General features: G+C 61.4%; 7 protein-coding genes. 3 read left to right on the top strand and 4 right to left on the bottom strand.

All coding sequences use genetic code 11. From position 1 onward, the window contains the following. Window positions 1-347 precede the first annotated feature (347 nt). Complete coding sequence (locus tag JFT63_RS19680) at window positions 348-3,041, top strand: putative bifunctional diguanylate cyclase/phosphodiesterase (protein WP_198844567.1); 2,694 nt, start codon at window positions 348-350, stop codon at window positions 3,039-3,041. 72 nt (window positions 3,042-3,113) lie between these two features. After that, a complete protein-coding gene (gene msrA / locus JFT63_RS19675; RefSeq protein ID WP_032893900.1) occupies window positions 3,114-3,761 on the top strand; it encodes a peptide-methionine (S)-S-oxide reductase MsrA in 648 nt (215 codons plus the stop codon). A gap of 115 nt (window positions 3,762-3,876) precedes the next feature. Here the strand turns inward: msrA and JFT63_RS19670 are convergent, their stop codons facing one another. The 4 genes from JFT63_RS19670 to putP form a co-directional block, all read right to left on the bottom strand. Further along, complete coding sequence (locus JFT63_RS19670) at window positions 3,877-4,713, bottom strand: 23S rRNA (adenine(2030)-N(6))-methyltransferase RlmJ (RefSeq protein ID WP_032893901.1); 837 nt, start codon at window positions 4,711-4,713, stop codon at window positions 3,877-3,879. A 97-nt stretch (window positions 4,714-4,810) separates the two neighbouring features. Next, entirely contained in the window at window positions 4,811-5,536 is a 726-nt protein-coding gene (locus JFT63_RS19665) for a DUF4123 domain-containing protein (protein WP_198844566.1), read from the bottom strand. Continuing rightward, on the bottom strand, window positions 5,536-7,557 hold the full coding sequence (locus JFT63_RS19660; protein ID WP_198844565.1) for a type VI secretion system Vgr family protein: 2,022 nt from the start codon (window positions 7,555-7,557) through the stop codon (window positions 5,536-5,538). Before JFT63_RS19660 ends, JFT63_RS19665 begins: the two co-directional genes overlap by 1 nt. 213 nt (window positions 7,558-7,770) lie before the next feature. Further along, a complete protein-coding gene (gene putP, locus JFT63_RS19655; protein WP_043050728.1) occupies window positions 7,771-9,255 on the bottom strand; it encodes a sodium/proline symporter PutP in 1,485 nt (494 codons plus the stop codon). Between the two features lie 462 nt (window positions 9,256-9,717). On the opposite strand from putP, the gene putA reads away from it, so the two are divergent. Then, the gene (gene putA, locus JFT63_RS19650; protein WP_198844564.1) at window positions 9,718-13,671 is read left to right on the top strand and encodes a trifunctional transcriptional regulator/proline dehydrogenase/L-glutamate gamma-semialdehyde dehydrogenase; all 3,954 of its coding nucleotides are present in this window, start codon (window positions 9,718-9,720) and stop codon (window positions 13,669-13,671) included. The last annotated feature ends 83 nt before the right edge of the window (window positions 13,672-13,754 follow it).

The raw sequence follows: 13,754 nt of genomic DNA, 5'->3' as shown, positions 1-13,754 counted from the left end.
CGTACCTCAACCCCGCCACTTGGCGGGGCTTTTTTTGCCTGTTTTTTTGTAGGAGCGAGCTTGCTCGCGAAGATCATCAACGATGACGCGGGTCTTCTGGATAAACGCGGTGCCCTGGCGTTTTTCGCGAGCAAGAACTAGGCGTCCCCCTCGCTCCTACAGAGGACAGGCGTGAACCACCGATCACCCCAATTACAGAAATCCGTCGCGCGGCCGATAACAGGCTTATAGCACTTAGCCTTCATCCTCTCTTGTCACTGCGTGCTGCATGATGCAACCTTGCCGCAGTCGACAGTCAAGAGGGCGTGAGCCCAGCGCAGTGCGCATTTTTCCAAGCGAGTCTCCCCATGAAAAGCCAACCCGATGTCGCCCGTATGGCGGCCGAGGTAGTGACGCAATTACCGGTGCCTTCGCGCCTCGGTATGCTGCGTTTCGAGCGGCTTAATGAGGCAAGCTGGGCCCTGCTTTACCTCGACCCCAATTGCGAACGTCAATTCGGCCTGCCGGCGGTAGAGCTCTGCGCCCTGATCGGTACACCCTACGCCAGCCTGATGGAACCCCAGGCGCGCTATCAGTTGCATGATGCAATTCAGCAGCAACTGACCCAAAGCCCCCATTACCTGGTGCGCTACACCCTGCACACCCATGATGGCCCGCTGAGCCTGCTGGAAATGGGCGAGGCTTACAAACAACACAACCGCCATCTGCTGCGCGGTTACCTGATGGTGGTTGACGGGCTGTTTGGTGAAACCGCCGCGCCCGCCCCGACCGCCGACCTGGAAAACCAGAACAGTCGCCTGCAAATCGCCCTGGAGCTCAACCAGCGTGCGCAGCAAGAACAGTTGCAACACCTGGAACGGGTGCGCGCCCAGCAGGAACTGATCCTGCTGCTGGCCCGACAGCGCTACACCACACCCAATTCGCTGCAAGAAGCCGCCGAGCTGATCACCCGCAGCGCGTGCGACATCTACCAGATCGACTGCGCCAGCATCTGGCACCTGGAAGGCCAACATCTGGTGCCTATCTCGGCGTACCACCGCGCCGACCAACAGCACCGCCTGCCCAAGGCCATCGATGCCAGCGGTTTCCCGGATTACCTGGAAGCCCTGCACTCCAGCCGCGCCATCGACGCCACCCATGCCCAACGTGACCCGCGTACCCGGGAAATGGCCGAGAGCCTGCGCGCCAACAATATTCACGCGATGCTCGACGCCAGCATTCGTGTCGACGGCCAGGTCGTCGGCGTGCTGTGCCTGGAACAAAGCAGCAGCTCACGTGCCTGGCAGTCCGATGAAATCGCGTTTGCCGGCGAGCTGGCAGACCAGTTCGCCCAAGTCATCAACAACCACAACCGCCGCACCGCCACCAGCGCCCTGCACCTGTTCCAGCGTGCGGTGGAACAAAGCGCCAACGCGTTTCTGCTGGTCAATTGCGACGGCGTGGTGGAGTACGTCAACCCAAGCTTCACTGCAATAACCCAGTACAGCGCCGAAGAAGTCCACGGCCACCGCCTGGCGCAACTGCCGGCCCTGGAAAACCTCAGTGAATTACTGTTCGACGCGCCTTCGGCCCTGGCCAAGAGCAACAGCTGGCAAGGTGAGTTCAAAAGTCGGCGCAAGAATCTGGAGCCCTACTGGGGCCAATTGTCGATTTCCAAGGTGTATGGCGATAACCGTGAGTTGACGCACTACATCGGCATCTACGAAGACATCACCCAGACCAAGCTGGCGCAACAGCGCATCGAGCGCCTGGCCTACACCGACAACCTGACCAACCTGGGCAACCGGCCTGCGTTCATCCGCAACCTCGACGAACGCTTTGCCCGCGACAGCGACAGCCCCATCAGCCTGCTGCTGGTAGACATCGACAACTTCAAGCGGATCAATGACAGCCTCGGGCACCAGACCGGCGACAAGCTGCTGATCAGCCTGGCCCGCCGCTTGCGCAACAGTTTGAGCAGCAGCGGCAGCCTGGCGCGCTTTGCCAGTAACGAGTTCGCAGTGCTGCTGGACGACGCAGACCTTGAGACCGGCCAGCAGGTCGCCAGCCAGTTGCTGGCCACGCTCGACAAGCCGATGTTCGTCGACAACCAGTTGATCAGCGTCACCGGCTCCGTGGGCCTGGCCTGTGCGCCGCTGCATGGCCGCGACCCGCAGACCTTGATGCGTAACGCAGGGTTGGCGCTGCACAAGGCCAAGGCCAATGGCAAACACCAGGTGCAGGTGTTTACCGAAGCCTTGAATGCCGAAGCCAGCTACAAGCTGTTCGTGGAAAACAACCTGCGTCGCGCCCTGACCCAGAACGAGCTGGACGTGTTCTATCAGCCCAAACTGTGCCTGCGCAGCGGCCGTCTGCTGGGCATGGAAGCCCTGTTGCGCTGGAACCACCCGGAAAAAGGCATGATCCGCCCCGACCAGTTCATCAGCGTGGCAGAAGAAACCGGGCTGATCATTCCCATCGGCAAATGGATCGCCCGCCAGGCGTGCCGCATGAGCAAGCAGTTGAGCGCCGCCGGCATGGGTAATCTGCAGGTGGCGATCAACCTGTCGCCCAAGCAGTTTTCCGACCCGGACCTGGTGGCCTCGATTGCCACCATCCTCAAGGAAGAACAGCTACCGGCCAACCTGCTGGAGCTGGAGCTGACCGAAGGTTTGCTGCTGGAAGCCACCGAAGACACGCGCCTGCAGCTGGACCAGCTGAAAAGTTTTGGCCTGACCCTGGCCATGGACGACTTCGGTACCGGTTACTCGTCGCTGAGCTACTTGAAAAAATTCCCCATCGACATCATTAAGATTGATCGCAGCTTTATCCATGAAATCCCGGATAACCAGGACGACATGGAAATCACCTCGGCGGTGATCGCCATGGCCCACAACCTCAAGCTCAAGGTGGTGGCCGAAGGTATCGAGACAGCCGAGCAGTTGGCGTTTCTGCGCAGGCATCGCTGTGATGTGGGCCAGGGCTACCTGTTCGACCGCCCGATTCCCGGCGCAGAGCTGCTGACAATGCTTAAACGCTACCCGCGCGGGCCAATCGCCTGACAGCGCTGTAACACTCGGGCACACTGACTGTCTGACAATTTACTGTTACTCAACCTGACGAGAGGACTGATCATGGTCTTGCGCTCGGAAATTCTGGTGAACAAAAACGTGCTGCCTACTCAAGAACAAGCTTTGCCTGGCCGTGAAACCCCAATGAAGCTACCGGAAACCCACTTCGTCAACGGCAACCCACTGCTGGGCCCTTTTCTGGATGACGTCGGTTTTGCGATCTTCGGCCTGGGTTGTTTCTGGGGCGCGGAACGCAAGTTCTGGCAACGCGACGGCGTGGTCAGCACCGTGGTCGGCTACGCCGGCGGCTTCACGCCTAACCCGACTTACGAAGAAGTCTGCTCGGGCCTGACCGGCCACAGCGAAGTGGTGCTGGTGGTGTATGACCAGGCCAAGGTCAAGTACGAAGACCTGTTGAAGATGTTCTGGGAACTGCACAACCCGACCCAGGGCATGCGCCAGGGCAACGACATCGGCAGCCAGTACCGTTCGGTGATCTACGCCACTACGCCTGAGCAACTGGCGGCAGCCAAGGCCAGTGCCGCGGCGTATCAGCAAGAGCTGAGCAAGGCCGGCCTGGGTGAGATCACCACAGAAATCGAAGAAGCCCCGACGGTGTACTTCGCCGAGGCGTATCACCAGCAGTACCTGGCGAAGAATCCCCAGGGTTACTGCGGAATCGGCGGCACGGGCGTGACCTGCCCGATCTGACGCCGACCTCTGTAGGAGCGAGCTTGCTCGCGAAAAACCTGAGAGCGCCGCAGGGCGCCAGGTTTCCCGCGTTATCGTTAACGATTTTCGCGAGCAAGCTCTCTCCTACAGCTGATTATTCGGCGATGAGCCAATCCATCTGCCAGCCACCTTGGGTCTGGCCCAGTTGCTTGGACAACCATGGCAGCAACTCACGCAGTTCTTCTTCCAGGCCCCACGGCGGGTTGGCAATCGCCAGGCCCGAGCCGGTAAGGGTATTGGGCGTGTCCAGCGGATGCACCAGCAACTCCACACGCAGCAGCTTCGGCGCACCGGTGCCGGCCAAGTCCTGGTAGAAACGGCGCAACATGCGCTGGTCTTTCACCGGGTACCAAATCGCCGCCACCGTCTGGCGCATACGGCTGACGGCTTCCTTGAGGGACGCGGCGCAACGCTGCATTTCGTCGAGCTTCTCGAACGGCGGATCGATCAGCATCAACGCGCGTTTTTCCGGCACCGGCAACAGCGCACGCGGCACATGCCAGCCTTCGCCCAGGTGCACCTTGACCCGGCGATCACCCTTCATATTGTCCTTGAGCAGCACGCCATCTTCGGGGTGCTTCTCGTTGAGCAGCACACGGTCCTGTGGCCGCGTGAGGCGTCGCGCCAGCTCCGGCGAGCCCGGGTAGTAGCGCAACTGGCCATCCGGGTTCATCTCGTGCAGCACGCGCATGTAGTCGGCGGTAAGCGGCGGCAGGTCGCTTGCGCCCCACAGGCGGGCGATGCCTTCCAGGTATTCACCGGTGCGGTTGGCCTGGTCGCCCTGCAAGTCGTACAAGCCAATGCCTGCGTGAGTGTCGAGGTAGGCGAACGGCTGTTCCTTGCGCGACATCAGGGCGATGAGGCGGGTCAAGGTCAGGTGTTTGAAGACATCGGCATGGTTGCCGGCGTGAAAGGCGTGACGATAATTCATGGTTGCTCCTGCGCAGGGGGCGAAGTTTACCTTCTACCGGCGCAAAGGTGCAGGGCCGCAGGGCGGGCGGTACGGATATCACGCAAGCCTCATGGGTTTAACTCAGTTGCGCGGCAAGGTAGTCCGCCAACTCGGCATGGCCGATACCCGGCCTGCGCACGAAGTAGGCGACCTTGTGCTGCAAGATCGCTGGCGAAAACGCGGTGTACAGGTCCGGGCGCTGCTCCTGGAGCCATTGGAGCAGGTTGTCGATCAGCACCTGTGGCGACTGTTGCGCGAGGTGTGCCAGCAATGGCGCCGGCACTCGCCACCAAGGGCTGGGTTTGGTCGCAGCCAACGGGCACGGCGAGACTGCCAACGACTGGCCATTGATTAAATAACGCTGGAACACCGGCAGCATCGTTGCGGCATCGTCACCCAAGTGCTGCAGCATCGGCAAAAACTGCGTGCCATCCCAGAAGCGCAAAAATACCGGCTGATCTTCAGGCAGGTACACCTGGGTCAAGCCTTTCAAGTGATTGAGCACAACCTCCTGCGGGCACGAAGACACCGCCAGCCAGCCCCAGTCCACGGCCCGGGTGTTGGCCACCCAATCGAGAAAGGCACTCCCAGGCTCGACGACGCCAACATAAGGTATCACCTCATTCCAACCGGCATAGGGCGTGCCCGCCCACACCGGTTGCGGCGGTTTCGCGCCCGCCACGGTTTGCCAGGCTGCAAACGGCTTGGCCTCGCTGGCGCTGCCCATGACGACATAGAGCTGCTCGTCCGGCTGCATTGGGCTATCGGCCAGCCAGGCGCTGGGCGTCAGGGGTGTGGCCATCAGGGAAAACTCCGTGCGTGGGCACTGATATCACACTGCCCGTTTTTGCAGCGCTCACATTCTTCGCAAAACGGCGCACTGCGCTTGAGGCTGGCCACTTGCGCAGGGCTTAGCGGCGCGGGAATAACGGCCAGTAATGTTTCCGTCACCCCAGGCATTAACGGTGCCGCCGCCGCAACAGGCGCACCGCCGAGCTGGATCGGCACACTGCTGAATATCCCGCCCGCCGACAGCGTGATCGATTGCCCGCCCGCTTGAATCGTCACACTGGCCCCGGCATCAACGACAATATTTTGCCCAGCGCCCAAATGGATGGTTTGCCCGGCACGCATATGCTGCGAACCGCCGACCGCCAGGTGATCATCCTGCTTGAGCTCGGTCAGGCGATTGCCGTGGGTGACGCGCTGTTCTTCGCCCTGCAATTCATGATGCGACTCGCCGCCCACCCGCACACGGCGCTGGTTATCGACCTGCACCTGCTGGTCGTGCAGCACATGCTGGGTCCAGTCCCGCTGGGCGCGCAGGTAGATTTCCTCCGCGCCTTTGCGGTCTTCAATGCGCAGTTCGTTGTAGCCTCCACCGCCCGGGCTGCTCTGGCTACGCAGGATGCTGCGGGTTTTGTCCGCCGGCAGGTCGAGGGGCATTGGCGTGGCGGCATTAGGCAGACAGCCCACTACCAGCGGCATGTCCAGGTCACCATTGACGAAACCTACCAGCACCTCCATGCCGACCCTGGGGATCAGCACCACACCATAGCGGTCATGGGCCCAGCCACTGGCCACCCGCAACCAGCAACTGGCGTGGTCGTTGTGCTCGCCGATACGGTCCCAGGCCAGTTGCACCTTGACCCGGCCGTATTCATCGCAATGAATTTCACTGTCGACCGGGCCGGTGACCACCGCGCTTTGGTAACCCGCTATGGTCGGGCGCGGCGACTCAGGCAAGGGCGGGCGAAAGATTGCATCCCATGGCGCGGCAACAAAGGTGTTGCTATAGCCCTGACGAAACGCCCCGCCTGCCACCTCGGTGACCGCCTCCTCCAGCACCTGGGGCTGCTTGCCTTCGTGGGTGACATGGGTGACCAGCCATAAGTCATTCCAGTCCTCGCGCGGGTGCTCGCTCAACTGCAGGAACCGGCCACTGGCAAGGGCCGACTCGTCGCTTTGCCCCTGGGCGATGCGGTAGTCACTGCGGTGCAGCTCCAGGCTGCGCTGAGCGAGATACTTGCCGTGGGCCCGGTCGGAAAACCGGCCAGGGAATTGCTGGGCCTCCAACCTGGGCAACTGCCCGTCGACCGCCGTGCTCTCCAGCTCAAGGTGCGGTTTGCAAAAATCGTAATCGCGCAGATTGACCGCCGTGGTGCGGGTTGCCAGTTGCAGCGTGAAACGCTTGATCGCCGGCGCCTGGGCAACCATGCCCGACCCAGGCCGGTACGGCGTGGGCCGATCGACCTGGGCAAAAACCGTCTGGTCATCACCAAACACCAGCAAATGAGCGTCGGGGCAATGCTGAAAGTGATAGTGAATGCCGACTTCGGCACACAGGCGCTGGATAAACGCCAGATCCGTCTCACCGAACTGCACACAGTACTCACGCTCAGGGTAATGACCGCTCAGCCGGAACTCAAACCGGTCACTGTGAATGCCCTGCCCCGCCAACACCTGTGCAACGATCTGCGGCACCGTCTGATGCTGGAAAACCCGTTGGTGGCTGCTGTGCGCCAGATACGCCAGGTGCGGCGCCAGGCTGAGCTGGTAGCGCGTCAGGCGGCGGCCGGAATCGCCCTGGGCAACCCGATACACCAGGCCATGCACCCCATGGCCGCGATCATCGAAACCCAGGTACACCTGGCGATGCAGCAGGCTCTCCAGGTCGATATCCGGCTGCTCGCTGACCAGCTCAAGTTCAAAACGGTATGGCTGGCTGATAGCCTCGGTGCCGCTGAATTCATACACCTTGAGGTCACTGGGCGCCCCATCCAGGGCCAGGGTAAATGCAGGTTGGTTGGCAGGAGCGAACATCCGGTGTTTCTCTGCGAAGGGTGGCCGCCGATTCTGCACCAGCTTTTTGCCGGGCCGGGCGCATCGCCGGCAAATCAGTAAGGTCCTACCGCCGCCTTCACCCAGTCCTCCTCGAAGGCAATGAGCTTGACCTGCGGAAACAAAAACGGCCCGCCATCCAAAGGACGCGGGCCGCTTTTTTTCAACTGGAGGGGCGTTCAGCGCCCATCGCAATTACTTGTTGAGGTTGTAGTCTTTTTCCGCCGCATCAAAGCGCTCGACCATACCGGCAGTCGGTGCGCCCATCTTGCTCACGAAGTAGATCGCCAGGCTGGCGAAGATGAAGCCAGGGATGATTTCGTACAAGCCCAGCAGTTCGAAGTGTTTCCACACGATCACGGTGATCGCACCAACCAGGATGCCGGCCAGTGCGCCGTTGCGGGTCATGTGTTTCCAGATCACCGAGATCAGTACCACAGGGCCGAACGCAGCACCGAAACCGGCCCAGGCGTAGCTGACCAGGCCCAGTACGCGGTTTTCCGGGTTGGCAGCCATGGCGATGGCGATCAAGGCCACGACCAGCACCATGATGCGACCGACCCACACCAGCTCAAGCTGGGACGCGCCTTTGCGCAGGAACGCCTTGTAGAAGTCTTCGGTCAGGGCGCTGGAGCACACCAGCAACTGGCAGCTCAGGGTGCTCATCACCGCCGCGAGGATCGCCGACAGCAATACACCGGCAACCCATGGGTTGAACAGGATCTTGGCCAGTTCGATAAACACACGCTCAGGGTTTTCGGTCACCGGACCTGCCACTTCAGGGTGCGCCGAGAAGTAGGCGATGCCGAAGAAGCCCACTGCCACGGTACCGCCCAGGCACAGGATCATCCAGGTCATGGAGATGCGACGTGCCTTGGCGATCGACTTCACCGAATCGGCCGCCATGAAACGCGCGAGGATGTGCGGCTGGCCGAAGTAGCCCAGGCCCCAGCCCATCAGCGAGATGATGCCGATGAAGGTGGTGTTTTTCAGCATGTCGAAGTTGGTCGGGTCCTTGGCTTCGATGGCCAGGAAAGTGGTGTCTACACCGCCGGTCGCCAGCAGCACGATGATCGGCGTAAGGATCAGCGCGAAGATCATCAGCGTGGCTTGTACGGTGTCGGTCCAGCTCACCGCCAGGAAACCACCGATAAAGGTGTAGGCAATCGTTGCCGCAGCACCGGCCCACAGCGCCGTCTCGTAGGACATGCCGAAGGTGCTTTCGAACAGGCGGGCACCGGCGACGATGCCGGAAGCACAGTAAATGGTGAAGAACACCAGGATCACCACCGCGGAGATGATCCGCAGCAGGCCGCTTTTATCTTCGAAGCGGCTGGAGAAGTAGTCCGGCAGGGTCAGGGCGTCGCCGTTGTGTTCGGTCTGCACCCGCAGGCGGCCGGCCACGAACAGCCAGTTGAGGTAAGCACCGACGATCAGGCCGATGGCAATCCAGCTTTCCGACAGGCCGGACATGTAGATGGCGCCCGGCAAGCCCATCAACAACCAGCCGCTCATGTCGGAAGCACCGGCCGACAAAGCTGTCACCACGCTACCGAGGCTGCGACCGCCGAGGATGTAATCGGAAAGGTTGTTGGTGGAGCGATAGGCCATCAAGCCGATCAGCACCATTGCTGCGATGTAGATCACGAACGTGATCAGGGTTGGATTGCTAACGCTCATATGAGTGACGCCCTGGCTTTGTTTTTATGTAGCGACGGTCTGTCAGTTCGCTACGGGTTGATAACCTAAGTAGACGAGCCTGCTAGCCGCGCATTTATGACTGGCGTTTCCCCAGGAAAGCCGCCAGCCGATGAACCAAACCTTAGAGGTGGTTGCACCTTGGTGCGCGAATGCTATTCAACAAAGCAAATAAGGTGCAACCAGTTTCTTGCGAATAAGTTGCACCCAAGCGTGATTTAGGACAAACGCCCTGTTTTTGCTCCTTTTCGGAGCAAGAACAGCCGATCTCAGAAGCAAATGCACCAATGCAAAGCGGATTTTGTCGAAGGCCTGTTTTTTTCCGATCAACCGTCGAAAATTTCCTGAACAAAAGGGTTGCACCCGGTTGCACCTCTGCATGGGCAAAGCTAATCTTGCCGCCAGCAGATGCCACTCGGTAGTGGCACCCATGAGGATAAGAAAATGGCAACGACCACCCTTGGGGTCAAACTCGACGACCCGACCCGCGAACGCCTCAAGGCCGCCGCGACCTCCATTGATCGCACGCCGCACTGGCTGATCAAGCAGGCAATTTTCAATTACCTGGAGAAACTCGAGGGTGGTGCAACCCTGTCCGAGCTCAATGGCTTGAGCAGCAAGGAAGCCGAAGACGCGGGTGAGATCCAGGTTGACCACGCCCACCAGTGCTTCCTTGAGTTCGCTGAAAGCATCCTGCCCCAATCGGTACTGCGCGCGTCGATCACCGCCGCTTACCGCCGCCCGGAGCCGGAAGTGGTGCCGATGCTGATCGAGCAGGCGCGCCTGCCGGCAGACATGGCCGAAGCCACCAACAAGCTGGCCGCCACCATTGCCGAAAAACTGCGCAACCAGAAGAGCGCCGGTGGCCGTGCCGGTATCGTCCAGGGCCTGCTGCAGGAATTCTCCCTGTCGTCCCAGGAAGGCGTGGCGCTGATGTGCCTGGCCGAAGCGCTGCTGCGCATCCCGGACAAAGGCACCCGTGACGCGCTGATCCGCGACAAGATCAGCACCGGCAACTGGCAGCCGCACCTGGGCAACAGCCCATCGCTGTTCGTCAACGCCGCCACCTGGGGCCTGCTGCTGACTGGCAAGCTGGTATCGACCCACAACGAAGCGGGCCTGACCTCGTCCCTGAGCCGCATCATCGGCAAAAGCGGCGAGCCGATGATTCGCAAAGGCGTCGACATGGCCATGCGCCTGATGGGCGAGCAGTTCGTCACCGGCGAAACCATCGCCGAAGCCCTGGCCAATGCGAGCAAGTTCGAAGCCAAGGGTTTCCGCTACTCCTACGACATGCTCGGTGAAGCCGCCCTCACCGAACACGATGCCCAGAAGTACCTGGCCTCGTACGAACAAGCCATTCACTCCATCGGCAAAGCCTCCCATGGCCGCGGGATCTATGAAGGCCCGGGCATCTCCATCAAGCTCTCTGCCCTGCACCCGCGCTACAGCCGTGCGCAGTACGAGCGCGTGATGGACGAGTTGTACCCGCGCCTGCTGTCGCTGACCTTGCTGGCCAAGCAGTACGACATCGGCCTGAACATCGACGCCGAAGAAGCCGACCGCCTGGAACTGTCCCTGGACCTGCTGGAGCGTCTGTGCTTCGAGCCGCAACTGACCGGCTGGAACGGCATCGGTTTTGTGATCCAGGCTTACCAGAAGCGTTGCCCGTATGTGATTGACTACGTCATCGACCTGGCCCGCCGCAGCCGCCATCGCCTGATGATCCGTCTGGTAAAAGGCGCGTACTGGGACAGCGAAATCAAGCGCGCCCAGGTCGAGGGCCTGGAAGGCTACCCGGTCTACACCCGCAAGGTGTACACCGACGTTTCCTACATTGCCTGTGCACGCAAACTGTTGTCGGTGCCGGAAGCCATCTACCCGCAGTTCGCCACGCACAACGCCCACACTCTGTCGGCCATCTACCACATCGCCGGTCAGAACTATTACCCCGGCCAGTACGAGTTCCAATGCCTGCACGGCATGGGTGAACCGCTGTACGAACAAGTGGTGGGCAAGGTTTCCGAAGGCAAGCTGAACCGTCCGTGCCGTGTGTACGCGCCGGTCGGTACCCACGAAACGCTGCTGGCCTACCTGGTACGCCGCCTGCTGGAAAACGGCGCCAACACCTCGTTCGTCAACCGCATCGCCGACCAATCGATCTCGATCCAGGAACTGGTGGCCGATCCAGTGGCCAGCATTGAGCAGATGGCCACGCTGGAAGGCGGCTTCGGCCTGCCGCACCCGCGTATTCCGCTGCCGCGTGACCTGTATGGCAGCGACCGCGCCAACTCGGCCGGTATCGACCTGGCCAACGAACACCGTCTGGCGTCGTTGTCCTGCGCCCTGCTGGCGACCGCCCACAACAACTGGAAAGCCGCGCCGATGCTCGGTTGCGCCTCCAGCCAGGAAGCCGCACAGCCGGTACTGAACCCGTCCGACCTGCGTGATGTAGTCGGTCATGTTCAGGAAGCCACCGTCGAAGACGTCGACAATGCGATCCAGTGCGCCATCAGCGCCGCGCCGATCTGGCAGGCCACCCCGCCCGCCGAACGCGCCGCGATCCTGGAACGCGCCGCAGACCTGATGGAAGGCGAGATCCAGCCGCTGATGGGCCTGCTGGCCCGTGAAGCCGGCAAGACCTTCGCCAACGCCATTGCCGAAGTGCGTGAAGCCGTGGACTTCCTGCGTTACTACGCGGTGCAGGCGCGCAACGACTTCACCAATGACGCCCACCGCCCACTGGGCCCGGTGGTGTGCATCAGCCCGTGGAACTTCCCGCTCGCCATCTTCAGCGGCCAAGTGGCTGCAGCGCTGGCTGCCGGTAACCCGGTGCTGGCCAAGCCTGCCGAGCAGACGCCGCTGGTGGCCGCCCAGGCCGTGCGTATCCTGCTTGAAGCCGGTATTCCGGAAGGCGTGTTGCAACTGCTGCCGGGCCAGGGCGAAAGCGTCGGTGCCCGCCTGGTGGGTGATGAGCGCGTCAAAGGCGTGATGTTCACTGGCTCCACCGAGGTTGCACGCTTGCTGCAACGCAATGTCGCCGGTCGCCTGGATGCCCAGGGTCGCCCGATTCCGCTGATCGCCGAAACCGGTGGCCAGAACGCGATGATCGTCGACTCCTCAGCGCTCACCGAACAAGTGGTGATCGACGTCGTGTCGTCGGCCTTCGACAGCGCCGGTCAACGTTGCTCGGCCCTGCGTGTACTGTGCCTGCAGGAAGATTCGGCAGATCGCGTAATCGAAATGCTCAAGGGCGCCATGGCTGAATGCCGCCTGGGTAACCCGGAACGCCTGTCGGTCGACATTGGCCCGGTGATCGACGCCGAAGCCAAGGCCGGCATCGAGAAACACATCCAGGCCATGCGCGACAAAGGCCGCAACGTCTATCAGGTTGCGATTGCCGACGGTGAAGAGATCAAGCGCGGCACCTTCGTGATGCCAACCCTGATCGAGCTGGAAAGCTTCGACGAGCTGCAACGCGAGATCTTCGGCCCGGTACTGCACGTGGTGCGCTACAAGCGCAAAGAAATCGACCAGTTGATCGGCCAGATCAATGCGTCGGGCTACGGCCTGACCCTGGGCGTGCATACCCGTATCGACGAAACCATCGCCAAGGTGATCGACAACGTCAACGCCGGTAACGTCTACGTCAACCGCAACATTGTGGGTGCCGTGGTCGGCGTGCAACCGTTCGGCGGCGAAGGCCTGTCGGGTACTGGCCCGAAAGCCGGTGGCCCGCTGTACCTGTACCGCCTGCTGTCGACTCGTCCTACCGATGCGATCGAGCAATCCTTCGTACGTGGCGACGCATTGACTGCACCGGACGTACGCCTGCGCGATGCCATGAGCCAACCGCTGACCGCTCTGAAAACCTGGGCTGACAGCCATAAGTTCAGTGAGCTGAGCGCGCTGTGCACGCAGTTCGCGGCGCAGTCGCAAAGCGGTATCACTCGCCAACTGGCTGGCCCGACCGGCGAACGCAACAGCTATGCGATCCTGCCACGTGAACACGTGCTGTGCCTGGCTGACGTGGAAGGCGATCTGCTGACTCAACTGGCGGCAGTGTTGGCCGTCGGCGGTTCGGCGGTATGGCCGGAAACCGAGCTGACCAAGGCCCTGTTCCCACGCCTGCCGCGAGACATTCAGACGAAGATCAAGCGCGTGGCCGACTGGACCAAGGACGACGTGGTGTTTGACGCCGTCCTGCATCACGGTGACTCCGACCAACTGCGTGCGGTGTGCCAGCAAGTGGCGCAGCGTGGTGGGGCGATTGTTGGGGTGCATGGCATGTCTCAAGGTGAGACGGCGATTGCCCTGGAGCGCCTGGTGATCGAGCGAGCGTTGAGCGTTAACACTGCTGCGGCAGGCGGTAACGCCAGCTTGATGACCATCGGCTAACTGACACAACGCGGTAAAAGTGTGGGAGCTGGCTTGCCTGCGATAGCGGTGAGCCAGTGACCTAGATGTCGACTGGCACAGCC

The organism is Pseudomonas sp. MF7453, assembly GCF_016405455.1.
Lineage (GTDB): Bacteria > Pseudomonadota > Gammaproteobacteria > Pseudomonadales > Pseudomonadaceae > Aquipseudomonas > Aquipseudomonas paralactis.
This window is presented reverse-complemented; position numbering and strand designations above follow the sequence as displayed.

Coding starts and splice junctions, on each gene's coding strand:
- JFT63_RS19660 (WP_198844565.1), bottom strand. CDS start 7,557: ATGTTCGCTCCTGCCAACCAACCTGCATTTACCCTGGCCCTGGATGGG.
- putP (WP_043050728.1), bottom strand. CDS start 9,255: ATGAGCGTTAGCAATCCAACCCTGATCACGTTCGTGATCTACATCGCA.
- msrA (WP_032893900.1), top strand. CDS start 3,114: ATGGTCTTGCGCTCGGAAATTCTGGTGAACAAAAACGTGCTGCCTACT.
- JFT63_RS19665 (WP_198844566.1), bottom strand. CDS start 5,536: ATGGCCACACCCCTGACGCCCAGCGCCTGGCTGGCCGATAGCCCAATG.
- JFT63_RS19670 (WP_032893901.1), bottom strand. CDS start 4,713: ATGAATTATCGTCACGCCTTTCACGCCGGCAACCATGCCGATGTCTTC.
- JFT63_RS19680 (WP_198844567.1), top strand. CDS start 348: ATGAAAAGCCAACCCGATGTCGCCCGTATGGCGGCCGAGGTAGTGACG.
- putA (WP_198844564.1), top strand. CDS start 9,718: ATGGCAACGACCACCCTTGGGGTCAAACTCGACGACCCGACCCGCGAA.